The organism is Ancylothrix sp. D3o (genome assembly GCF_025370775.1).
GTDB lineage: Bacteria > Cyanobacteriota > Cyanobacteriia > Cyanobacteriales > Oscillatoriaceae > Ancylothrix.
In genome coordinates this window covers 20,877-45,944 of record NZ_JAMXEX010000007.1, presented here as the reverse complement: position 1 = coordinate 45,944, position 25,068 = coordinate 20,877, and the positions used below count along the sequence as shown (strand labels likewise).

Annotated in this window: 11 protein-coding genes and 2 riboswitches; of the genes, 4 read left to right on the top strand and 7 right to left on the bottom strand. The window is 41.3% G+C overall.

Annotation, left to right across the window (positions count from 1 at the left end):
• Positions 1-301 precede the first annotated feature (301 nt).
• From NG798_RS14220 to NG798_RS14210, 3 genes are all read left to right on the top strand, one after another.
• A complete protein-coding gene (locus NG798_RS14220) occupies positions 302-7,027 on the top strand; it encodes a CHAT domain-containing protein (RefSeq protein ID WP_261224036.1) in 6,726 nt (2,241 codons plus the stop codon).
• A 533-nt stretch (positions 7,028-7,560) separates the two neighbouring features.
• Positions 7,561-13,599 carry a hybrid sensor histidine kinase/response regulator gene (locus tag NG798_RS14215; protein WP_261224026.1) on the top strand — a complete coding sequence of 2,013 codons (6,039 nt, stop codon included), beginning with the start codon at positions 7,561-7,563 and terminating at the stop codon, positions 13,597-13,599.
• 9 nt (positions 13,600-13,608) lie between these two features.
• On the top strand, positions 13,609-15,108 hold the full coding sequence (locus NG798_RS14210; protein WP_261224024.1) for a response regulator: 1,500 nt from the start codon (positions 13,609-13,611) through the stop codon (positions 15,106-15,108).
• Between the two features lie 170 nt (positions 15,109-15,278).
• Here NG798_RS14210 and NG798_RS14205 read toward each other — a convergent pair whose 3' ends face one another.
• The 7 genes from NG798_RS14205 to NG798_RS14175 form a co-directional block, all read right to left on the bottom strand.
• The gene (locus tag NG798_RS14205; protein WP_261224022.1) at positions 15,279-15,884 is read right to left on the bottom strand and encodes an exopolysaccharide biosynthesis protein; all 606 of its coding nucleotides are present in this window, start codon (positions 15,882-15,884) and stop codon (positions 15,279-15,281) included.
• 169 nt (positions 15,885-16,053) lie between these two features.
• Complete coding sequence (locus NG798_RS14200) at positions 16,054-16,806, bottom strand: universal stress protein (protein WP_261224020.1); 753 nt, start codon at positions 16,804-16,806, stop codon at positions 16,054-16,056.
• A gap of 200 nt (positions 16,807-17,006) precedes the next feature.
• Positions 17,007-17,840 (bottom strand): ABC transporter ATP-binding protein, encoded by an 834-nt coding sequence (locus NG798_RS14195; RefSeq protein ID WP_261224019.1) that lies wholly within the window; start codon positions 17,838-17,840, stop codon positions 17,007-17,009.
• A gap of 24 nt (positions 17,841-17,864) precedes the next feature.
• Positions 17,865-19,319 carry an ABC transporter substrate-binding protein gene (locus NG798_RS14190; RefSeq protein ID WP_261224017.1) on the bottom strand — a complete coding sequence of 485 codons (1,455 nt, stop codon included), beginning with the start codon at positions 19,317-19,319 and terminating at the stop codon, positions 17,865-17,867.
• Between the two features lie 28 nt (positions 19,320-19,347).
• Positions 19,348-20,199, bottom strand: a complete 852-nt coding sequence (gene ntrB, locus NG798_RS14185) for a nitrate ABC transporter permease (protein ID WP_261224015.1) — start codon at positions 20,197-20,199, stop codon at positions 19,348-19,350.
• A 95-nt stretch (positions 20,200-20,294) separates the two neighbouring features.
• Positions 20,295-20,502, bottom strand: a riboswitch (cyclic di-AMP (ydaO/yuaA leader).
• A 105-nt stretch (positions 20,503-20,607) separates the two neighbouring features.
• A complete protein-coding gene (locus NG798_RS14180) occupies positions 20,608-21,945 on the bottom strand; it encodes an ArsB/NhaD family transporter (RefSeq protein WP_261224014.1) in 1,338 nt (445 codons plus the stop codon).
• 198 nt (positions 21,946-22,143) lie between these two features.
• Positions 22,144-22,312: riboswitch (cyclic di-AMP (ydaO/yuaA leader) on the bottom strand.
• A gap of 204 nt (positions 22,313-22,516) precedes the next feature.
• On the bottom strand, positions 22,517-22,861 hold the full coding sequence (locus NG798_RS14175; protein ID WP_261224011.1) for a low temperature-induced protein: 345 nt from the start codon (positions 22,859-22,861) through the stop codon (positions 22,517-22,519).
• A 427-nt stretch (positions 22,862-23,288) separates the two neighbouring features.
• Here NG798_RS14175 and NG798_RS14170 point away from each other — a divergent pair, with 427 nt between their 5' ends.
• A complete protein-coding gene (locus NG798_RS14170; protein WP_261224009.1) occupies positions 23,289-24,923 on the top strand; it encodes an ABC transporter substrate-binding protein in 1,635 nt (544 codons plus the stop codon).
• Positions 24,924-25,068 lie beyond the last annotated feature (145 nt).

The window sequence follows — 25,068 nt, the reverse complement described above, 5'->3', positions numbered from 1 at the left end:
GTTCGATCCGGCGGTGGCTTGGTGTGTTTTTTTGCCAGAGTTTTTATAAGGTTATTTCACGGTTCTAAGGCTACACAATGATTTTTCTCTGGTTTTTAGTTTATTGGGGATAGTGACAATTAGTTTGGCATATGAGATAATTAAATAAATTTATTTTATGGTGTGCATCTGTTCATAAGCTTTAATTTAGCTAATTCTTCAGTAAGGCAGCTATTATTCCTGGTTTTGATGGAGAAGCGGAAAAGCTTATTTATAAACAAACTGATTAGGTGTTTTATTGATTTTTTGTGAGCAGCACAACATGAAAATTTTAAAATCTTTCTTTGTTAAAAGCTTTGAATGGGGAACGATTTTTACCCTGGTGGGGGGTGTTGTTTTGCCGGCAATGGCGCAACCTATTCAACCGGCAAATGATGGCACCGGCACAGTAGTTTCTCCTCATCATAATTCATTTGATATCACCGGCGGTAGTTTTTCTGGAGATAGTGCAAATCTTTTTCACAGTTTTACGCAATTTAACCTCAGTGAGGGACAAATTGCAAATTTTATTTCTAATCCTAATATCCGTAACATTTTGGGCAGAATTAATGGCGGAGATGCTTCTTATATTAATGGCTTAATTCAAGTATCGGGGGGAAATTCTAACTTATTTTTAATGAATCCGGCGGGGATTGTTTTTGGGCCAAATGCGGCTTTAAATGTGCCGGCAGATTTTACTGTGACTACGGCGGCTGGCATTAATTTGAATCAGGGTTTGTTTAATGCCATTGGCAATAATAATTATACAGCTTTGGTGGGGACTCCTGCGGGGTTTAATTTTGCTGTTTCCCAACCTGGAAGTATTGTAAATTTGGGCAATTTAAGCTTAACTCCGGGTTCAAATTTAACGTTATTAGGCGGAAATGTAATTAACACCGGCACCCTTTCTTCGCCAGGGGGAAATATTACGCTTTCGGCAATTCCTGGTAATAATAGCGTGCGGATTTCTCAAGCCGGTCATATATTAAATTTAGAAATTACACCGAATGCTACTAATAGCACAGAATTTAACCCACTTTCTTTACCACAATTGCTGACAGGTTCTCCTTTTGAAAGTGCAAATACTTTAAGAGTAAATGAAAAAGGCGAGGCGATTTTAACTCATGCTAATTTAACTATTCCTAATTTGCCGGCTACAACAATTGCCAGCGGTTCTGTGATAACTGCTGACAACAAACAAGGCGGAACTGTTAATATTTTAGGCAACAATGTGGCGGTTGTGGATGGCAAAATTAATGTTTCTGGAAATCATGGCGGGGGGACAATTTTAGCCGGTGGAGATTATCGGGGTTTAGGAAATGTTCCCAATGCTTTAAACACATTAATTAATGCAAATTCTACGCTACAAGCAGATGCTATTGAAAGCGGAAATGGCGGACGGGTGATGGTTTGGGGCAATCAAAATACCGGATTTTTTGGAAATATCAGTGCTCGCGGGGGTGCTTTTTCTGGAAATGGCGGATTTGTGGAAGTTTCGGGAAAAGAAAATTTAATTTTTCGCGGCAATGTTAATTTAAGTGCGGTGAATGGCAATGTGGGAAATTTGCTTTTAGATCCCGAAAATATTACGATTGTTGATGGGGTGGGTGCTGATGATTCGCAGTTAACAGATGGGCAAATTTTGTTTGGTGATAGTTCGAGTTCTACGTTTACAATTTCTAAGACAAATTTGGAAGCAATCACCGGCACCGTAAGTTTAGAAGCGACGAATAATATTACGCTGGATAATGGGGTTTCTTTAACATTTTCTCCCTTTGGAGGGGCAATTTCTTTTAAGGCGGATGCGGATAATAATGGTGTGGGTGCTTTTGCAATGGATACCACCCAATCAATTACAGCAGAAGGCAGAAATTTAACGATTTCAGCGGCTAATATTACGGCGGGGAATATTAATACAAGTTCGACGACAGCGGCGGGAGTTTCAATAAGTTTAAATGCTACCAATGGGGCAATTTCTACGGGGAATTTAAGTTCTAATTCCCAGGTAAGCTTAGGCGGTAATATTAGTTTAAATGCTACCTCTGATGTGACAACAAATGGTGCGGTTTTGGCAGGAAATACTATTCTAACTATACCCGATTATGAAGAAACTCCACAAAATAGCGCACCAACGCCAACCGGCACCCCAGGCAATATTACTATCAATAGTGGGGGTACGGTAAATACAACTGCGGGTATTTTAGATGCAAGTTCTTACATAGGAAATAGTGGCACTATTTCAATTAATGCAAGTGGTGATATTTTAACTAATAATGTTTTGACCCAAAATAATTCTACTGGCAGTGGGGGCAATATTAGTTTAACAACAACGGCGGGTTTAATTGATACAACTGCCGGTGATAAAGTATCGTCTTCTTCTGCCGAGGGAAGAGCCGGTGATATTAATATAAATGCTGCTGGAAATATTATATCACATCTAATTGACGCTCGCGCAGAGAACGGTCAAGGGGGGAATATTAACCTCAATAGTGGGGGAAATATTAATCTTATTGATGGAGATGGAATTGCTAACAAGGGTGGGTTTATAAACGGCGAAGGTGGAAATATTAACATTACAGCCGCTGGTGATATTTTAAGTGCTTATTTTATTTCTACGGGTGGCACAAAAAGCGGAGAAATTAACTTAAATGCGGGGAGAAATATTGAAACAGAAACTGTCTATGCGGAGGTAACCGAAGGAAAATCTAGCAATATTACTATCAATAGCGGTGGGGATGTTACTATATTGTATGGAGTCAGTAATGGAGCATTTAATGGGGATGCCGGCAATGTAAATATTACAGCCACAGGAAATGTTAATACCGCCGTTATGGCTTTTGGAAATGGTGGCGAAGGGGGCGATATTACTGTAAATAGCACCACCGGCACTGCCAATATTGAGTTTATTAATGCTTCGTCTTCTACGGGAAATGGCGGAAATGTTCAAATTACTACAGAACAGTTATTAACTGTAGGAAATATTAATACTTCTGGTATGCTGCAAGGGGGGAATATTAGCCTGACTAGCAATAGCAGCAATGTCAATTTGGCAGCAAGTAATTTAGATGCTTCTTCTGCTAGTGGTACGCCTGGTAAAATTAGTATTGCTTCCAATGCTGGGAGTATTTTTGCCGGCAGTTTCAATGGTTCAAGAAATCTCAATATTTCTCCTGGTGGAAGTGATGATATTTTAACACCCAATCCTGACAGTGACAGCAGTGCCGATGCTTCTCAAATTAATTCGTCTTCTGGCTCTGTTTCTTTGCAAGCACACAATGATATTAGCATTAATCAACCAATTGTTTCTGGCAGTATTTCAAATTTAGAATTGCGAGCGGGAAGGAATATTAATATTAATGCAAATATTGATACGTCTGCGGGTGGGGGCAATATCTATTTGCAAGCAAATGATAAGGGTGCAGATATCAACCGGCGTCAACCAGGAACAGCAAATATTACAATGGTGCCAGGAACCAGTTTAAATAGCGGTACTGGTAATATTTTAATTCAATTAAGTACGCTTTCAGAAGTAGGAAATATCACGTTGGCTGATCTCAATACCACCGGCTCAGTTGAAGTAAATGCCAGTGGCGGAAATGTATTTCGTGCCTCACCAAACTCTTTAATTTCTGCGGGAAATGCGGGGTTTTTAACCCTCAGTAGTGGCGGAATTGGTTTAGCTACTGAACCCCTACGAATTAATGCCACAAATTTAGCCGCGAAAACCGGCAGTAATGGCGCTTATTTTGATTCTCCATCTGGGGGAGTAACCTTAGGAGGAATTCCGGCAATGGGGGGAATTTCTACTTCTGGCGGCGGTAATTTTTCGCTGACAGCGAATGGGGATATTACATTAAAAAATAACATCTCAACGACTGGCTCTACAAATTCTGGTGCCATTTCTTTAACAAGTATTTCCGGCTCTATTAATACAACTGCTGCTGAGATAGATGCTTCTTCTCCTAGCGGGGATGCAGCCGAAATTAACTTTACTGCATCAGGAGATATTAACACCGGACGTATCGTTTCTTTTGCTTTGGGAAAAGGTGGAAATATCAATTTAACTAGCATAAATGGGACAATTAATACCACTGCACATGAATTGAGAGGCGAGTCATTTTTTGATCAGGGAGGAAATGTCAACATTTCCGCGAGGGGAGACATTGAAACAGGTTATATTTGGACTTCTTCAGACACGGGAAATGGAGGTGTAATCACTATTACAAGTAGTAATGGGGATATTAATGCCACAGGGGGATTGCTTGCTTCTTCCTCTAATTCTGGTTCAGGAGGAGCCGTCAATTTAACAGCAAATGGTTTCATTAATACGGCAAGCATTACTAGCTATAGTAATAGTTTACACGGGGGAAATATTACATTAAATAGTCTCAATGGAGGTATTGATACTTCTGCCGGTTCTTTGGTATCTTCTGCTCTCAATCCCGTTGAAGAGAGTATAAATGCAAATATTCCTAATCCTGGTAATGGAGGTGCTGTGAGTTTGACGGCGGCGGGGAATATTAATACTAGTGAAATTAGTTCTTACGCAAAAGGCACCGGCAACGGCGGAAATATCGCTATTCTTAGCAATAATGGATCAATTAATAGCGCGGGTTTACTTGAATCTTATTCTAATTTAGGTCGTGCCGGCTCGGTGACAGTTAATGCGTTTGGTAATATTAATTTCACCGGCACTGCCTACAGTATTCAATCTCAAGGCGCAACGCAAGGCGGAAATATTAATATCACCAGTAATAATGGTGCCATTAATACAGCAGGAAATGATTTACAAACTTATTCATCCGAAGGCACCGGCGGGGATGTGCGAATAGAAGCTTCTGAAAATGTTGCACTCAATAATGTTACTACTTATGGAAATTTAGAAAGCGGCGATGTGACGATTATTAGTCGTGGTGCCGGTATTAACACTGCTAATATTCAAACCCTCGCACCTAACGGCACTTCTGGAAATATTCAACTCAATACATTTACCACTTCTGGGAATATCAATAGTGCAAATATTACTTCATCTGGCTCTGCCGGTTCTGGGAATATTACTGTTGATTCTCAGGGAAATGTTATCACTGCTAATGTTTCTTCTAACTCTCAACAAGGAAATAGTGGCAATATTTCTGTAGATGCGGGCGGCGATGTTACCACCGGCAATGTTTCTTCAACCGGCAACACCGGCGCCGGAAATGTCAGCGTTACAAGCAGCAATGGAACCGTGACAACGGGCGATATTTCTTCAATTTCAACAAATGGTAATTCGGGCGATATTAATGTTGCGGCTCAAGGAAATGTCACCACCGGCAATTTAGAAACTCAAGGCAAAACTGGCTCAGGAAATATCACAGCCACCAGTCAACAAGGAGCATTGACAACCGGCAATATTTCCTCAATTTCTCAATTAGCAAATAGCGGCAATATTAACTTAGAAGCACAAAACGATGTCACGGTGGGAAATGTGAGTTCTATTGCCGGACAAAATAGTGGAAATATTAATATTACCAGCCGTGCCGGTGCAATTAATGCCGGCATTGTTCAAAGCGTTGCCGGTGAGGGAACAACCGGCATTATAAACCTCGAAGCCAAAAACGGCATCAACACTGCTCAAATGCTTTCTGGCGGCAATTTACGCGGCGGAAATATTCTAAATATTGATGAAAATACAGCCTCCAAACCGGGCAAAGTTTTTACCACTCTGCCAGATAAAACTAGCGCTGAAAGTATAGCCCGAAAAATTACCGGCTTAAATATTATGAGCGGTGGAAGCCAAAATGCTTTGGCAAGTAACACCAACCAAGCTATCGAAAAATTAGAGCAAAACCGCACAGAAGAATACTCAAGTTATCTCGGCAAAGATGCCCCCACTGCACCCGTGACAGTTGACAGTATTCGCAATGCTTTAAGCAAAATTGCCGAACAAACCGGCAACCGTTCAGCGATTATTTATGTGACGGCTCTTGAAAATGAATTAGAGTTAATTTTGTTCACCCCAGAAGGCGAGCCGGTGCGCCATACCATCCCCCAAGCACCAAAAGAACAACTGCTGCTCACAGCATGGCAATTTACCAATGCTTTGACAGATCCTAAAACCCGAAATACTAACAGTTATATGAAGCCATCCCAGCAGCTTTATAACTGGTTAATTGCCCCAATAGAAAAAGAACTGCAAGCGAATAAAGTTAACACATTGCTGTTTAGTATGGACAGCGGGTTGCGAACTTTGCCGGTAGCGGCTCTTAATGATGGTCAACAATTTTTAATCGAAAAATATAGCATGGGCTTAATTCCTTCTGTCAGCTTGATGGATACGCGATATCAAGCCATCCAAAGCTCCCCTGTTTTGGCTTTTGGAGCCTCGGAATTTAAGAGTCTTAATGCTTTGCCGGCAGTACCGTTAGAGTTAGAAACAATTACAGAAGAACGAGGAGGAAAAGCATTTTTAAATGAAGCCTTTACTCGCAATAATATTGTTGACCAACGCCAAAACCATCCTTATCAAATATTGCATTTAGCAACTCATGCAGAATTCCAAAGGGGAGATTTACAACAGTCTTTTATTCAATTATGGGATGATAAATTAAACCTGGATGATCTGCGACAGTTGCGTTTAAATTCTCCGCAGGTGGAGTTATTGGTTTTGTCAGCTTGTCGTACAGCAGTGGGAGATGAAAAAGCAGAATTAGGGTTTGCCGGTTTGGCAGTTGCTGCTGGAGTAAAGTCTGCTTTGGCGTCGCTTTGGTATGTCAGTGATGAGGGAACTTTGGGATTAATGAATGAGTTTTATGATCATTTAAGTGCGACTCCCATTAAAGCAGAGGCGTTGCGTGAGGCGCAGCTTGCAATGTTACGCGGAAAAGTTACCATTGAAAATGGCGAGTTGCGGGGTTCTGATACTCGTGGCGGTATTGTTTTACCCCCATCTTTAAATCTTAAAAATAGTCGCTCACTTTCTCATCCTTATTATTGGTCAGGTTTTACAATGATTGGCAGCCCTTGGTAGTTAAAATGTATGCCCTCTACCCTAAAGCGATCAGAGAGCATAAATTTAAAACAAATTACAGTTTTATAGTAGTTTTATAACTATAAAATTTTTCTACAAAAGCGGATTTGTTAAAGTCATTGGAAGTTTTTTAAATTATTTGGCAAAAATAAATGTTAAATTTTCTATAGATTTTCGATACAAAAGTATAATTAAATAACGTCTGTATAAGCAGTAGCCAATTTATGCAAAGAGAGTAACCACTAGCATCTAAATTAAATTTTATTACATTTTGATATTTTTTATAGTTTTAAGTACATTCTAAATAAATCAGTACGAGTCCCGTAAAGGCAAGTACAACCTTTTTCCCCTAGCCGACTTTTAGCTATAGAGAAACCTTGTTGACTTACTGCCCTTAACTCTTCTACTGTTTCCTAGAAAAGAAACGGTCTGCTAAAAAACACTCTAACTGTTCAGCAAACAACTTCTTTACAAGTAGTTTTTAAAATATCCTTGTTCTCACCGTCAATTCTATTATGAAAAGTAAAATAACAATGACTATCAATTTAGCCGGCTATCAATTCATTGAAACCCTCCACAACGGAGTCAGAACCTGTGTGGATCGTGCCCGCAAAGACTCCGAAGTTTCAAGCGTTATCATCAAAACCTTAAAAGCTGAATATCCCACTCTTTCTGACATCACCCGCTTACGAAACGAATATCAAATTCTGCACAGCTTGAACGTAGAAACCATTATCAAACCTCTGAGTTTAGAAAACTATGAAAATGGTTTAGCATTAATTTTAGAAGATTCAAATTCGGAGGCTATTAACAAGTGGATGAATGGGAAAACACTTGCAACATATCAGTTTATTTCTATTGCCATCCAGCTTGTCTGCGCCTTAGCAGAACTGCATAAAAATAACATTATTCATAAAGATATAAAACCCCAAAATATTATTATCAACCCAATTACAGAAAAAGTTAAACTTATTGATTTCAGCATCGCTTCACGCCTAGGACAAGAAAACGCAGCACTTTCGCATCCAGACTTACTCGAAGGTACACTTGCCTATATGTCGCCAGAACAAACCGGCAGAATGAACCGCACAATAGACTACCGAACTGACTTTTATTCACTTGGTGTTACCTTCTATGAAATTCTCACAGGACAGTTACCTTTTCAAGCCACAGATCCACTCGAATTAGTACACAGCCACATTGCCAAAACACCCATTCCCCCTCATCAACAAAATCACGAAATCCCGCTTCAAATTTCAGCGATTGTGATGAAATTATTAGCAAAAAATGCAGAAGACCGCTATCAAAGCGCTGAAGGGCTAAAATTTGACTTAGAAACCTGCTTAATAAATCTAAAATCTAGCGGCTCGATTTCCGATTTTATTGTTGGAAGTGCAGATAAAGCAGGGCAATTAAATATACCGCAAAAACTCTACGGTCGCACCACCGAAGTAACTGCACTTCTCGAAACCTTTGATCGCGTTGCCAGTGGTACCACTGAATTAATGCTTGTTTCTGGCTATTCTGGCATCGGCAAAACCGTTTTAGTGAATGAAGTCCACAAACCAATTGTGCGACAGCGGGGCTATTTTATCGCCGGGAAATTTGATCAATTCAAGCGCAACATTCCCTACGCTTCTCTGATTCAAGCCTTCCAGTCCTTAATCTTGCAACTACTAACCGAAGGAGAAGCCGAAATCCAGATTTGGAAAGAAAAACTGCTATCCGCTTTAGGTGCGAACGGACAAATCATCATTGATGTGATTCCCGAAGTAGAATTAATTATAGGAAAACAACCATCTATACCAGAACTCGGTGCAACCGAATCGCAAAACCGTTTTAGTCGAGTATTCAAACAATTTATCGGCGTATTTACTACGAAAGAACATCCCTTAGTTGTGTTTCTGGATGACTTGCAGTGGGCAGATTTAGCATCGCTGAAATTAATCGAACTGTTGATAACTGATACTGATAGCCAATATTTATTACTGGTTGGTGCCTATCGAGATAACGAAGTTTATCCCACCCATCCGACGATTCAAACCATTGAAAAAATTCAACAAGCAGGTGCGACGGTTAATAATATCGTACTCAGTCCGTTACAACTTGTTGACATCGAAGCATTAATTGCCGATACCTTAAATGAAGCAATTAATTCCAAGCTGCTAGCGGAATTACTATTCAATAAAACGGGGGGAAATCCGTTCTTTTTAACACAATTACTGAAGACACTTTATCAAGAAGACTTGTTGATTTATGACTTATATTCAGCGGCGTGGCAGTGGAATCTTGAGCAAATTCAAGCCATTGGTATTACCGACTTAAATGTGGTTGAACTGGTCGCTCGGAATATTCGCAAATTATCAGAAGATACACAGAACGTTTTAAAACTAGCCGCTTGTATTGGCAACACCTTTAACTTAGAAGTTTTGAGCGTTGTCAATGAGAAATCTTCCTTAGTTACGTCAGCACAGTTGTGGTCAGCACTTCAGGCTGGGTTGATTTTGCCTTTGAGCAATGAGTACAAAATTCCACTTGTATTCAGCCAGGAAGAATCGGGCGGGTTGAGCTTAACAGATGTCAAAGTTGACTACAAGTTTTTACATGACCGAGTGCAGCAAGCTGCTTATTCTTTGATTCCCGATGACCAGAAAAAACAGACCCACCTAAAAATCGGTCAACTCTTGCTGCAAAATACGACAGCAGAAGAGCGAAAAGAAAATATCTTTGCTTTAGTCAACCAACTGAATTACGGCACGAACTTACTGACCACTGTTTCAGAAAAATATGAACTGGCGTCGCTCAATCTTATAGCCGGACAGAAAGCCAAAGCAGCAACGGCGTATGAAACTGCCGTTAAGTATTTAACTGTGGGGCTAGAACTCCTAGAGAAAAATAGCTGGGAAACCAAGTACGATTTGACTTTAGACTTGTATGTAGAAGCGGCGGCTGCGGAATACCTAAACATCAATTTCGAGCGGGCAGAAATTCTTTCTGAAGTAGTGCTAGAGCACGCAAAAACTGTTCTTGATCGCGTCAGGGTTCAAGAACTGCAAATGCTGTTTTGTACCCAGCAAAACCAGCAGCTAAAAACAGTAGATATCGCGCTGCGAGTTCTCGATATGCTGGGCGTATCCCTTGCTGAAGAACCACCTGGAGAAATCGATTTTGAGGAGTTGGCCGATCTGCCAGAAATGACCTCTCCCGAACTCCTAGCGGCGATGAGGATACTAATGATAACTGCTCCGGCGGCTTATACTGTAAAGCCTGATTTATTTCCAAAGTTTCCATTTACAATGCTCAAGCTGAGTATTCAATACGGGAACTCTGCGAGCGCCGCAGTTGGATATGCGCTTAATGGTGTTCTGTTGTGCAGTTCGCCGACAGGCGTTGAGGCTGGATATCGATTTGGGAAACTAGGGATGAAGCTAGTCGATCAATTTAACGCTCGCTCGATTTATGGTAAAGTTTGCCTTCTCTTTAACGGTCATGTCAGACACTGGAAAGAACACGCTAGGGAAACCGTAGCCCCAATGTTGGAGGCGGCTCAAACCGCGCTGGAAAACGGAGATATAGAGTGGAATGGCTATAACTCTTTATACTACTGTCAGCACATATTTTTTACTGGGGAACCGCTAGACTTTGTAAATCAGAAGCAAGCGCAACACCTCGATTCAATGCTGAAATTGAAACAAAGCTTGCACAGTCTTTACGTCAAGTCGTTGCGAATAATCACATTACATTTACTCGACGCATCCCAGGAAGAATACCGCCTCAGTAATGGCGAAATACTGAATGAAGAAGAGATTTTGCAATCGACGCTTGCCACCAATAATTATATGTTTATTTTTATGATTTATCTGTCCAAAGCGATGCGATTTTATTTGTTTAAAGATTACGAGCAATCTGTTGTCAACGTCGCTTTAGCAGAAAAGTATATAGATGGCGTGCGCGGTTTGATAATAGATGCGGAACACAATTTCTACTATTCTCTTGCAGTTTTAGCTCAATCTCCCAATGTTTCAGAGCGCGAACGAGAACAATACTTAAATATTGTGGATAAAAATCAAGAAAAAATGGAACAATGGGCAATTCATGCTCCGATGAATTGCCAGCATAAGCATGACTTAGTTGTAGCAGAAAAAGCGCGGGTGTTGGGGCAGAATGAAAAAGCAATTGATTATTACGAACGAGCAATTAAAGGAGCAAAAGAGCAGGAATATATTCAAGAAGAAGCTTTAGCGAATGAATTGGCAGCAGAGTTTCAGTTATTCCTTGGCAGAGAAAAGATTGCTAAAACTTATATGACGGATGCTTACTATGGCTATATTCGCTGGGGTGCTAAAGCTAAAGTCGAAGATTTAGAGGAACGATATCCGCAATTACTCGCCAGCATCCTCAACCAAAAGCTCAGCAGCAACACAGGCGAGGCGACGCTCAAAACCCTCCAGGGAACGATTACGGCTACAGGCGCGGGGATTTCCGAGGCTTTAGACTTAGCAACCGTAATGAAAGCTTCACAGGCAATTTCTGGCGAAATTATTCTCCCAAACTTGCTCGATAAGTTAATGAAAATTTTGATCGAAAATGCCGGTGCTCAAACGGGTGCGCTGATTTTGCCAAAAGAAGGTCAATTTGTCATCGAAGCAGCGGGGAATAAAGATGAAGTCCAAGTGCTGCAATCTTTGCCTGTTTCCACGACTCAAAAATTACCTCTCTCAGTGCTAAATTATGTTGCTAGAACTCAAAAAGATGTAGTGCTAAACGATGCCAGCCGCGAAGAAATATTTAATACCGATTCCTACATTACCCAACAAAAACCAAAATCTATCCTGTGTACGCCGATTATCTATCAAGGCAAACTTACCGCAATTCTTTACCTAGAAAATAATCTGACGGCGGGCGCTTTTACCCAGAAGCGAGTGGAAGTGTTACGGATGCTGTCAGCACAGGCTGCTATTGCCCTAGAAAATGCCCAACTCTATGCAAATTTAGAAAAAGCTAACCAACAATTAGCCGAATATAACCACAATTTAGAGGGAAAAGTAGAAGAACGAACGCAGGAATTACAAGAAAAAAATGCCCGCCTAGAAGTAGAAATAAAAGAGCGCCAGCGAGCCGAACAAGCAGCAGAAACGGCAAACCGTGCTAAAAGCCAATTTCTTGCCAACATGAGCCACGAACTTCGCACCCCCCTCAACGGTATTTTGGGTTATGCTCAAATCCTTAAACGCGATCAAAACTTAAATCAACAGCAAAATAAAGGAGTTGAAATTATTCACCGATGTGGCGAACATTTGTTAACTCTGATTAATGATGTTCTCGATCTTTCCAAAATCGAAGCTGGGAAAATGGAACTCTACCTCAGCGATTTACATTTGTCTGACTTCCTTCAAGGTATTGCTGAAATCTGCCACGTCCGCGCTCAACAAAAGGGGATTTCTTTAATTTACGAACCGCTCACTACACTTCCCATTTGCGTCCGCGCCGATGAAAAAAGATTACGGCAAATTATCATCAATTTACTCGGCAATGGCGTCAAATTCACGGATAAAGGAGGCGTTACTTTTAAAGTAGAAAGATTGGAAACTGGGCAATCTTTGTCATCACCAATCGCCGAGCAGCAAGCCCTAACTGCAAAAATTCGTTTTCAAGTAGAAGACACAGGGATTGGCATTGAACCTGAAGAATTATCAAAAATATTTTTGCCCTTCGAGCAAACCAGCGGGTCATTTCGCCAAACAGAGGGCACAGGATTAGGGTTAGCAATTAGTCGGCAATTAGTTGAGATGATGGGTAGTGAACTGAAAGTTAAAAGCTCTCCAGGGAAAGGCAGTATTTTCTGGTTTGATTTAGAGTTGCCTATTCCTGAAAACTGGGAAGATGATCAAAAAGAAACTGAAAAAGTTATCAAGAGTTTTTCTGGCCCTAAAAAGAAAGTTTTAGTCGTTGATGATCGCTGGGAAAACCGGTCTGTACTCGTAAATCTTTTAGCCCCTATTGGGTTTGAATTGATGGAAGCCAGCGATGGTCAAGACGGCGTGAATAAGGCGCTATTATTTCAGCCAGACTGTATTATAATAGACTTAGTAATGCCCGTAATGGATGGCTTTGAAGCGGTAAGGCAAATAAGAAAAAATACTCACTTAAAAAATGTAATTTTGATTGGAACTTCTGCGAGCATTTTATCTTCTGATGCCCAAGAAAGTTGTCTAGCTGGTTGCAACGCTTTTCTCCTTAAACCAATTCGGGCAGAAGAGTTATTAGAATGCTTGGGCCACCATTTAAATTTGCAATGGATTTATGAGGATAAAACAACTTTTACTTCTCAAGGAATCTTCAGTGCGCCCCCTTCCCAAATCCAACCCCAAGAAATAATTGCTCCCCCTTCCGAAGAAGTTGCAGTTTTGTTCGATTTAGCTATGAAAGGTGAACTCCTCACTATTGAGCAGCGCGCTAAGAAGCTGGAAGCAATGGATAGGCGTTATGCAGCTTTTGCCAATCACTTGATAGAATTAGCTAAAAGCTTTGAAGAAGACAAGTTAATAGAATTTGTACAACAATTTAGATGAGGAATAATAATGAATAGCCAATCTTTAGACCGAGGAAACATTTTAATTGTTGATGATACGCCGACTAATTTGGGTTCAGTATTAGATTTTTTGAGTAGTGCTGGCTTCACTGTTTGGGTAGCTCGCAGTGGGCCTAGCGCTTTAAAAAAAGTTCAATATTCTCAGCCGGATTTAATTTTGTTAGATGTTTTGATGCCGGAAATGGACGGATTTGAAACTTGTCAACACCTGAAAGCAAATGAGTTAACTAAAGATATCCCCGTAATTTTTATGACGGCGCTAGACGATACAGAAAGCAAAGTCAAAGGTTTTAATGTAGGGGCTGTTGATTATATTACTAAACCTCTCCAACATGAAGAAGTTTTAGCTCGAGCTACCACACACCTCAATCTGCGTAATTTAACTAAAAAGCTTCAGGCGCAAATTGTTGAGCGTGAGAGAGCGCAGGCGGATCTGCAAGTTTTGGCACAAGAACTAGAGGCGCGAGTAGAAGCCCGAACAATTGAACTTTCCCAAGCAAATGAATGGCTCAAACAGGAGATTGTTGAACGCAAACTTGCTGAAGCCGCTTTGCAAGCATCGGAAGCGCGCGAGCGCCAGAAGGCTCTACAACTTGAAAATTCCCTGCGCGAACTCAGCCAGGTTCAACGCCAACTTATTCAAAGTGAAAAAATGTCTGCTCTGGGTCAGCTTGTGGCCGGTGTTGCCCATGAAATAAATAATCCAGTTAATTTTATTTATGGGAATCTTACTTATGCCTTGGAATATTCAAAAAATTTAATCAATATCCTTGAGCTTTACGAAAAATATTATCCCAATCCTCCTGAAGAGATACAAGAAGAAAGCGAAGTAAAGGAGATAGATTTTATTAAAAACGACTTTCCCAAGATGTTCAAATCGATGCAATTAGGCGCTGATCGCATTCGGGAAATTGTTTTATCTTTGCGCCACTTCGCACGGCAAGAAGCATTTGAAATGAGTGTTGTTAACCTTCACGAAGGCATTGATAGCACTCTGATGATTTTACATAGCCGACTGAAATTTAAGTCAGACTATCCCGCAATTAAAGTAGTGCGTGAGTATTCATCAAACCTGCCACAAGTTGAGTGTTATGCAGGAGAAATGAATCAGGTATTTATGAATATACTGGTAAACGCAATTGATGCTCTTGAGGAGTGGAACAAACAAAGATCACCAAAAGAAATTGAAGAGAATCCCAGTGTTATTTGTATTAGCACACAAGTCACCAGTAACAATGGCGTAACTATCCGAATTAAAGACAATGGGCCAGGGATATCGGATGAAGTTCGCCGCCATGTATTTAACCCGTTTTTTACGACAAAACCCCCTGGTAAGGGTACGGGGATTGGATTGTCAATTAGTTGGCAAATTATAGTGGAAAAACACGGGGGAATCTTGGAGTGTGTTTCTGTACCAGGCAGTGGGACAGAGTTTACTATTCAGATTCCTATTCGCCATCAATCTCAGATATTATCGATATCAGCTTGATCCAAAAATTAGACCTGGGCTGAATTCCTTATAGCGTTTTTCAATCTCATCAAGTACAAAAACAACCCCCCGGGGGAGGTCAAGGGGGGGTCAGCAGATAGAAAAATGCTATATAAACCCGCCCCAGAGTTTTTAGGGCGAGGTTTTATTGGTCATAGCTCCAGATTATTTTATTGCATTAAACTGGGTATTCTGTTGATAAGTTGCACCAAAAAGTCACCGGCTAAAATGAATAACAAGCTAATTAAGCCGGTTAGAATGTAGCTAAAGCAAATGAGCAAACCATCCGATTCCATTGTGGCAATAACAAATAATAAAATGGCAAGGGTGGGAATGGGATTTGTAAAGGGAATTGGCAACATTAATAAGATGGTTAGCCATGCAATGCAGATGCCGTTAAACCTCCAAGCATAAGGGTGGTCGGCGAGTTTTTTCCACCGGGGTTTAGCGATCTTTTCTATCCAGCCGGTGCCACGTTTGAGGTTACTTAATAACAATAAAACAAATTTGTGGGGAAATCGAAAACGGGCGATTTTTTTAGGCAACCAAGGGGTACGCCGGCCCAAGGCCATTTGCAACCCTAATAACAGGGAACCGGCCCCTAAAATCGCCGTGAAACCAGGCGGCATCGGGAATAAAAACGGCAATACCAACAAGCCGATCACGAGGCTAAATCCGCGTTCTGATGTTTCTGCCAGAATGTCGGAGACGGTTAGGGGTTTGTCGGAAAGTTGTTTTAACAGTTTCTCAATGTCTCTGGAGAATTTTAGGTGCATAGATTATCGGCACAAGTTTGTCTATTTTTGGCTAGGTTTATTAAATTTTAACAATTTTGCTTGCTTGCCACAGGTTAACCACAGGAGATATTGCGGTCTGCCAAAAACCCGGCTTCTACTTAAAGAAACCGGGCTTTTCGTGTACCCCAGTTATGTGACCGGCAATCTTTTAAACCAAAGCATTGCTTGCACAAGAAGCAAAGGGGTCTTGCGTATTCATGCTTTTAGGAATACCTAAAACGGCACAGGGAAAGTTTTTGCCCAATTTTTGTACAATTGCATGGGTGGAAGAATCACAACCCAAAAACAGTAATTCTGCGCTTTCTTCCTCTACAACTTTTCGCAATTCACCGGCAAGATTGCCAAAACGTAAATGAGCTTTAAATGAACCTCGCCACTCTTCAGCTAAACACCGTGCTTGCCATAAAATTCTGTCGGCTTGTTCCAAGGAATTGCCGCCAAAAAACTTGGTTTTGTAGTTGCGCCGATCTGAAGTTGCTTTTTGCCGGCTTGCCGTCAGCCATTTATTTTTATTTTGCACGGCTACAGACTTGGCAGAAATTGCCGCATTTCTGACTTCAGTTTCTAAAAATTTTTCTTCATTTAATGCCTCTAGTTCATCGCTAGAACTGAAAAAATTGGGCGATTCTGGAGACAAGCTTTCATCAACTACATAAACCACTTGAACAGTTACTTGTTTTTGTGTGGCGAGGCGGGTTTGATGGGCGATCCACAAAGTTAGATCAAGGGCCGTTTGACTGCGAGGCGAACTGCTGTAGCCAACAACTAAATTAATCGATTTTGGGTTTTTTTCCTTGTCTGAAATTGGGTTAGCTGGTTCTGGTAACAATAGCATTTGCTCGATTAAATCGCGGCAACCCATTGCACTTTCCAGACGCGCTAACATTGGCTTGATCTTCACAGCTTTAACCTCTCTCAAATCAAAGAATGGACTGAGGCGATGTGAGCCTGGGTATTTTAAATTTTGGATTTTAGATTTTCGATTTTTTTCTCTAAACTCCAAAATGGTATGGCTAGATCAAAGTAACTGTTTTTTGTAGTCTCAGTTACATCGACGCGGGCAGACACAGGCTCACTTATTGAAGCTAATTTTATTTTAGCTTAATCTTCTGAGTTGAAGTAGCGATCCAGAAAATCCAAGGCATGATTACGAAGTTCGTAATATTCCTTTGATTCTCGTAATTCATGGCGATCACGGGGATGGGAAAAAGGCACCTCTAATATCTCCCCAATTGTGGCGGCGGGGCCATTGGTCATCATTACGATGCGGTCTGACATATAAATTGCCTCATCTACATCGTGGGTAATCATCATTACAGCTTGCCGATGGTTTTCCCAAATATCTAGCACCTGTTTTTGTAACTTTCCGCGTGTCAGTGCATCCAGTGCGCCAAAAGGTTCATCCATTAATAACATTTTTGGGCGAATTGCTAAGGCGCGAGCAATTCCAACCCGCTGTTTCATGCCCCCAGAAATTTCATCGGGATACTTATCGGCTGCTGGTGTTAAGTTTACCATTGCCAGGTGTTCATTGACAAGACTTATTTTTTCGGCTTTGGTAGCATTTTTCAAAACTTCATCAATTGCCAGGCGGATATTTTCGCGCACCGTCAGCCAAGGAAGCAATCCATAATGTTGAAAAACCATCATTCTTTCCGCCCCTGGTTTGCGGATTTCTCTGCCATCTAATCGCACTGATCCACTTGTGGCTTTTTCCAAACCGGCCACTATTTTTAACAGCGTAGATTTGCCGCAGCCAGAGTGTCCAATTACCGAAATATATTCATTTTCAGCAACATTTAAACTCACACCATCTAAAATTACAGATTCTTTGCCTTCTGCATTGGTGTAAGATTTGGTAACGTTGTCTATTTCCAGAAAAGCATTTTGAGAGCCGATTTGTTCGTTTACGTTGCTGTAGGTGTAGGAAGTCATGGTTTTTGCTAAGATAAAGTGAAATTAAGAAAAAAAGAAATTTTGGGGCCGGTTAGCGCGAATTTCAAAGCTTTTGAGATAGCCAACAGGATCGCTCGGATCAAAGCCTTTATTGTCTATAAATAGCTCTGGAGACTCGATTTTGAAGTCTTCGTCTGGCGAGGGAATTCCCATCTCTTTTGTGACTTCTCGGTAAATATCGGTTCTCCAACCTTTTTCGGCAATTTTATCGGCATCTTTGGGTATTTCTTTAATTTGTCCCCAGCGAGCAGCTTGAGTCATTAACCACAAACTGCGAGAACGCCACATAAAGGTTGAGTTTTCGTTGGGAAGGTGAGGAATGTTATCAGGAATGTCAAAAAATATGGTTCCATCATCAGAGGAAATAATCCGCTTTTGTCCATCAAAACCCCCGTAGTTATAATCGCCAACAATGGCCGGTGCAGTGAATTTATCCACCGGCCCCTTTTTCGGTTTTGCCCCAGTAAAGGAGCGTTCTGTGAGCAATTTTGCCACTTCGGCGCGGTTATTTGGATCGCCACAATACCGGCAAGCTTCGATCATTGCTTTGAGCAAACTTCGGTAAGTTTTAGGATAATTTGCGATGAAAGATTCCATCACCCCCAAAAGTCTATCTGGGTGCCCCAGCCAAATTTCTTTACCTTGAGCAAAGCTAAATCCTATTCCTTCATCGCCGTTAGAAGCTTTTTCATAAATAGCGCGAGTGTTCCAAGGTTCGGCCACCATATAAGCTTGCATGGCACCTATTCGCACGTTTGTTACCATCTGCGGCGGCGGAACAATAATGATCCGAAATTCTTTGATTGGATCTACTCCGGCTGCTGCGGATAAATAGCGGATAAAGTATTCATAAATCGACGAGCTTAAAACTACAGCCCAAACGCGATTTTCTGGGGTTTGGCTGTCAAAATAGGCGCGGAATTGTTTGCCAAATTCTTCTAAGGCTCTCTCGCCATATTTTTGTTTGTATTCGTACCAGGGACGAATGCCAAAATCCCACATTTTTCGATTCATGGTGATGGCATTTCCGTGCCGGTGAATCGTCATTGCTGCACATAAAGGAGCGTGGCGTGCGCCTTCTGCACCGATGCGAGCGTTGGTGACGGCGCCGGAGACAACGGGGGAAGCGTCGAGGCGTCCGAAGATAATTCCGTCGCGGGATGTGGCCCAGCTTGCTTCACGGTTGAGGCGAACATTTAAGCCATATTTGCGGAAAAATCCTTTTTTCCAAGCAATAGCAAAGGGAGCGCAGTCGTTAACAGGAACATAGCCAATTGTTAGGTCTGGTTTTTCGAGTTCTTCAGCTTTGATTACGGGTTCTATTGCGGCTGCTTCGTCGGTGATTCCTTTGGCTGAGCGGTCGGCGTTTATGGCGCAGGAAGATAGGGCAATTCCTGCCGTTGCTGCGGTAATTCCTGTGAGAAATTTTCGCCGGCTATATTGAGGAGGCTGATTCATTTTTTTGCTTTAATTTTTTGAGGATTTTTTAACGGCTTGCTACGGTGCGTCGGTGGGTGATGAGTTCTTGAAGTTTGCCTACTCCCCAATCTAAAATTAGGCCGGTTAATCCAATTACAAATATGGCCAGAAAAACGGAGCTTAAATTTAACCGGCTCCATTCATCCCAGACAAAAAATCCGATGCCAATTCCGCCGGTGAGCATTTCGACGGCAACAATGACTATCCAGGCTATTCCTAAGCTGATTCTCAGGCCGGTGAAGATATAGGGTAAACTAGCCGGCCAAATGATTTTAGTAATTTGTCTCCAGCGTGGCATTTCGAGGACTTGCGCCACGTCTAAATAGTCTTTGGAAACGCTAGAAACTCCCAAGGCGGTGTTAATAATTGTCGGCCATAAGGAGGTGATAAATATCACAAAAATTGCTGAAGGCTCGGCAAGGTTAAAGATAGCTAAGGCAATGGGTAGCCATGCTAGGGGGGAAACCGGCTTGAAGATTTGAATAATTGGATTTAAGGCCATCATGGCTTTTTTTGACATTCCAATTAAAAAGCCTAAAGGGATAGCAACAAGAGCCCCTAATCCAAATCCGAGTAAAACACGGCGAATGCTGGCGATAAGTAACCAACCAATGCCTAAATCGCCTGGCCCTCGTTGATAGAATGGGTTACTGATATAATCCCAATTAGCAATTAATGCTTGGAGGGGAGTAGGCATTAATTCACTGTTGAAAAGAGCAACTATCCACCACAATAAAATAATGCCGGTAAAACCTGCCAACGGAAGCAAAAATACATCCCGCATCACAATTGGTTTTGCTTTTTTCCAAGCAACTTTTCCCGCTACCGCAAGCATGGATAAACTAATATTAAATGCCATACATTCCTCCTCTGAGTCTGGGGCAGAATTTTCCTGACCAATATCAACCGGAGACTCTGACGAGATTTATCTATTTTTAATAGAAATTTCTCTGTTCAGTCTCCTCTCAATGCCTGCGAAGTTAGCTGACGGGTTAGGGCTGAGAGATGCCCTTCTGGCGAGTGTAGAGAAGGAAACAGAAAGCTTGTAGATTTGAGATTTTTTCCTTTTCTAAACTCGCTTGAGATTAACCCCTAAAATTGGTTCCTCCGCTCTAAGTTCACCCTATTAAGGATGAAACGTTAGATTAGGCTGACTATTTTTATTTCGCTTATTCTAACTGATCTTTTGAGGAGCGTCAACCTATCTTTAGATAGGTTTTTTGGCGAAATTAGCCCACCTTTCGACTGCAAAATTCAGCATTTTTACTTAGATTAAAAAACGTAATGTAACATATAATGCAGAGGTCAAAAGCTGCATGAACATCACGGGAATACCATAGCGCAGAAAATTTTGAAAAGAAATTCGTTTGCCATGTAGTTCGGAAATACCGGCAGCGACAATGTTAGAAGAAGCACCAACAAGCGTACCGTTTCCACCGAGAGTAGCGCCGAACATCATGGCATAAAATAGGGGTAAAACTTCGGGGGGAAATTGCCCAGAAAAGTTTGGATCAAGGACGGCAGCCGGTGCTAAACCAACATTAACAACGTATTGTTTTAAGAGGGGAACCATAGCCACCACCAAGGGAATGTTGGGAATAACGCTGGAAAGAAGACCCACAAAAAACAGTAATGCCATTGAACCCAACAAGATATTTTTGCCTAACAACACAGCTAAAACACCGGACATACTACTGATAACACCGGTTTTTTCTAACCCGCCAATCAAAACAAAAATTGACATAAAAAACAGCAATGTACTCCAATCTACATCGCGTAAAATATTATTCACAGTATCAATTTTGCTGTGATGAGCCAGCATTAAGGCTAAAGCACCTCCCAACAAAGCAACAGCGGCGGGAGACACCGGCACCGGCAAAGACTCTCCCACCACAAAAAACACCAAGACAAAAGTAATAATAATCGCCCCAACTGTTAAAGTTCTAGGATGATTAATTTTTGGGTGGGGTAAGTGATCGAGATCGTCTAATTTTTTTCGCCAAATTTGCGGAAATAACCAAGGCAACATCAGGGTAATTGTAGCAACGGCAAGAACTCCACCTAAGCTTAATTTTGCCAAATAATCGGTAAAGCTAATATTAATCGCATCTCCGACAATAAACGTGGCTGGATCTCCCACCAAAGTCAGCAAACCGGCACTATTGGCAACAAACACCATTAAAATCAGCAACGGCACAAAATCAACGCCTATTTCTTCTGCCATTGGCGGAATTAAAGGAGCCAAAAGCATCACCGTTGTCGCATTAGGTAAAACAGCACAAATTGGCGTAGTAATTGCTACTATTCCTAATAGTAATCGCTTGCCTTTTCCCTTTGCCAGCAGCACCATTTGCGTTGCCAAATAATCAAAAATTTTCGTTGGTTCAAAAGCGCGAACCAATACCATGACACCAAAAAATAAAGCTAAAGTACCGTGACTTTGGCCGATATAGTTAATTGCTTCTGGAAAAGTAAGGATGTTAAAAAACACCAAAAGCAATGCCCCTAAAAAAGCAGCAATTGTCAGGTGAAGCCACTCTGTCATTACCAGAAATATGACCGCCACAAAGATAGAAGTTGCTAAAATTGCTTGTAGAGTTAACACAGCATTCCTCTAAGTTAAATAGGTGAAAGTTTGCCGAGTTTCAAAGATAAAATTCTATGAGAAGTTATCCCTAGCTTGGCTTTAGGGATAATATAAAAATCCTCTCCTTTGCGAGGGTAATTTAAGCTGGTTTCAGCAAACAGAAATGTAGTGAGGAAAGCTGACGAGCGGCATAGGGATTGTATAAATGCTCTCTTTTCAGTCTCCTCTCAATGCCGGCGAAGTTAGCTGACGGGCTAGAGTTGAGAGATACCCTTCTCTGTATGAAACAAGAGATACGCCCCTAAATAGTTATTGGTTCCTCCGCTCGCGTCCTGTTAGGCCCACATTACAGCCACCACAGGAAACGATTAGGCTGACTAATTATTAATTTGTAAGGATGATTTTAGCATATTTCTTAAAAAAGTCAAGTACCGGCAAGGCAATATAGAAGAATCGTTGTTTATTTTTTGTTAAAGTAAAAATAAAATAACCCCGCTCATCCAAAATAGACCGGGGTTTTTTATTGATTTTTAGCTGGGATTAGGAAAGGGTTTTTTAAGATATAAATTCCAGCAGGGAGGTAACTTGATTAGTCTTTGCTGGTGATATTATCAACCAATCCTTTAACTTTGCTTTCAAAGGAGGTAGACTTAGAGTTAGAGGGGTTAAACATCTTGTCTTTGTCGGCATCCCCTTGGACTTCATTAATACCTTTGTTGGCTTCTTTGCTCGTTTTTTCCAAGCCGTAGGGATCAGACAAAACAAGTTCTTGAGATTTCTTCTCAATTTCCATCAAGTTGGATTCACCATCGCGGGGGTTGCTGGTAACAGCATAGGCGGGAGATACCGCAGAAAACACCAACATTGCACAAGCAAAAAAAGCAAAGAAAACACGAGCGAAACGGGAAAGGGATTGCTTGAAATTCGTAGCCATAATGAAATTCTCCTATTTTATGCCTTGATATTGTGATAGGCTTTTTAACAGATTTTTACTCAGTTACAACCCTGAATAACCTGCTCACCTACTATTAGTTTTAAATGATAGGATTGCTTGTTTGTATCTCCCAAAAGATAGATTTGCTAGATGAAAACTAAATAACAAATTGATTAAATTACCATATAAAGATAAACCTTTAGGAATAAAAGCCAACTCAAATAATGGCTCTGGCAGATTCGTTGAGATGATGGCCCAGTAGCGAGGCCGATTTAAGATATCAAACCGCAATACTTAATATTTTAGAACGTTTTTCAGTTCACTGTGAGACGGCAAAAAGCCGCTTTTTTAAAGAAACGGGGTTTTTAGAAGCTGACTATGGTTTACTAGAAAAATGCTCACCCCTTAAGCCACCTCCTACCCCACAATGAAACCATCAAAAGCAAAACAAAAAATCAACTTATTTCGCTTCAGCTTTTTGCTTTTGAGTATTTGTGCTTGCATTCTGGTGGTGGCCGGTTGCCAGCCAAAACCGGCCTCCCAAACCCCCCAAACCGCCACAACACAACGCCTCAGCATTGGCACCACCTTAAAACTGCGTACTCTTGACCCCGCCGACTCCTACGAACAAGCCTCAGCCACCTGGATAAACAATCTTGGAGACCGGCTTTATACTTACCAAGTAGGTACCACAAAAATCATCCCCCAACTAGCAACAGAATTACCAAAAATTAGCAAAGACGGCTTAACTTATACCATCCCATTGCGTCAAAATGTTATCTTTCACGACGGCACAGAATTTAATGCAAAAGCAATGGAATTTTCCCTGCGCCGGTTCATGGAAAATCAGGGAAACCCAGCAGTTTTACTAACAGATATTGTCGCCTCTGTACAAGCCACCGCACCCTACGAACTCACCATAAAACTCAAGCAACCTTTTTCAGCCTTCACAGCTTTATTAACATTTAATGGGATGTGTGCAGTATCACCAAAAGCTTATGAACTTGGGGCCGGCAAATTCAAACCCACCAGTTTTGTAGGCACCGGCCCCTATCAATTAACAAAATATGCCCCCGACTCCCTAAAATTAGATATATTTGAGAAATATTGGGGAGAAAAACCCAAAAATCAAGGCGTAGATGTACAATTTTATAACAGCGCCGGCAACCTGTATAACGCCTTTAGCACCGGCGGAGTAGATATAGCCTACCAAGAACTAGACAGCCAACAAATTCGCACCCTCGAACAACAAGCAAAAAGTAAAAATTGGCAAGTAACATCTGCCAGCGGAAATTACGTTACACACTGGGTCTTAAATATTAGCAAAGCACCCTTAAATAACCCCGAAATTCGCAAAGCCTTAGCCTTAATTGTAGACAGAGAACTATTAGCAGAGCGAGTCCGGTTTGGGCAATCAGAGCCATTATATAGCATGATTCCCAGCAAATTTGAAGCAAGCAAGCCGGTTTTTAAAGAACGCTATAGCCAAAATGCCGAAAAAGCCAAACAACTCCTCACAAAGGCCGGTTACAGTCAACAGAATCCCCTCAAAATAGAAGTATGGTATCCATCGCCATCACCCAACCGCGAGTTATTAGGAAACGCCCTCAAAGCCATCGCCCAAGACAAATTAAATGGAATCCTACAACTGGAAATTAATACAGTAGAGAGGCCGGTAGCCTTTGCCAACTTGAGAAAAGGCATATATCAGACATTTTTGCAAGACTGGTATGCAGACTTTTTTGATGCAGACAACTTTGTGCAACCCTTTTTAGATTGCCGGCAAGCTGTTGGGAATGTCTGCAAAAATGGAGCAAGTCAAAACCTAGGATCATTTTATTACAGTCAACAAATGAATCAGTTAATAGACCGGCAGCGAAAAGAATTAAATCCAGAAAAACGCAACCAGATTTTAAGACAAATTGATGAAATAGTAGCGGAAGATGTGCCGTATATTCCCCTGTTCCAAAACAAAGATCATGCCTTCGCCCAAGCGAATATTCAAGGAGTGGTTTTAGATCCAACTCAACAGTTACCACTGTGGGGAATTGAGAAAAGATAAAAATTTAACCGCAGATGAACGCAGATGGACGCAGATGTTAGCGTAGCCTTCTCTTGGTGCGAACAGTAGATAAGAAATAGTTACAAGAAATATGGACTAGATAATGTTTCCTGAAAACTTTAACGAAAAGGTGTAACTTGAGGCG

Bases quoted from the DNA above. Each gene is read 5' to 3' on its own strand.
- NG798_RS14220 (WP_261224036.1), top strand. From the start codon at position 302: ATGAAAATTTTAAAATCTTTCTTTGTTAAAAGCTTTGAATGGGGAACG.
- NG798_RS14215 (WP_261224026.1), top strand. From the start codon at position 7,561: ATGACTATCAATTTAGCCGGCTATCAATTCATTGAAACCCTCCACAAC.
- NG798_RS14210 (WP_261224024.1), top strand. From the start codon at position 13,609: ATGAATAGCCAATCTTTAGACCGAGGAAACATTTTAATTGTTGATGAT.
- NG798_RS14205 (WP_261224022.1), bottom strand. From the start codon at position 15,884: ATGCACCTAAAATTCTCCAGAGACATTGAGAAACTGTTAAAACAACTT.
- NG798_RS14195 (WP_261224019.1), bottom strand. From the start codon at position 17,840: ATGACTTCCTACACCTACAGCAACGTAAACGAACAAATCGGCTCTCAA.
- NG798_RS14190 (WP_261224017.1), bottom strand. From the start codon at position 19,319: ATGAATCAGCCTCCTCAATATAGCCGGCGAAAATTTCTCACAGGAATT.
- ntrB (WP_261224015.1), bottom strand. From the start codon at position 20,199: ATGGCATTTAATATTAGTTTATCCATGCTTGCGGTAGCGGGAAAAGTT.
- NG798_RS14175 (WP_261224011.1), bottom strand. From the start codon at position 22,861: ATGGCTACGAATTTCAAGCAATCCCTTTCCCGTTTCGCTCGTGTTTTC.
- NG798_RS14170 (WP_261224009.1), top strand. From the start codon at position 23,289: ATGAAACCATCAAAAGCAAAACAAAAAATCAACTTATTTCGCTTCAGC.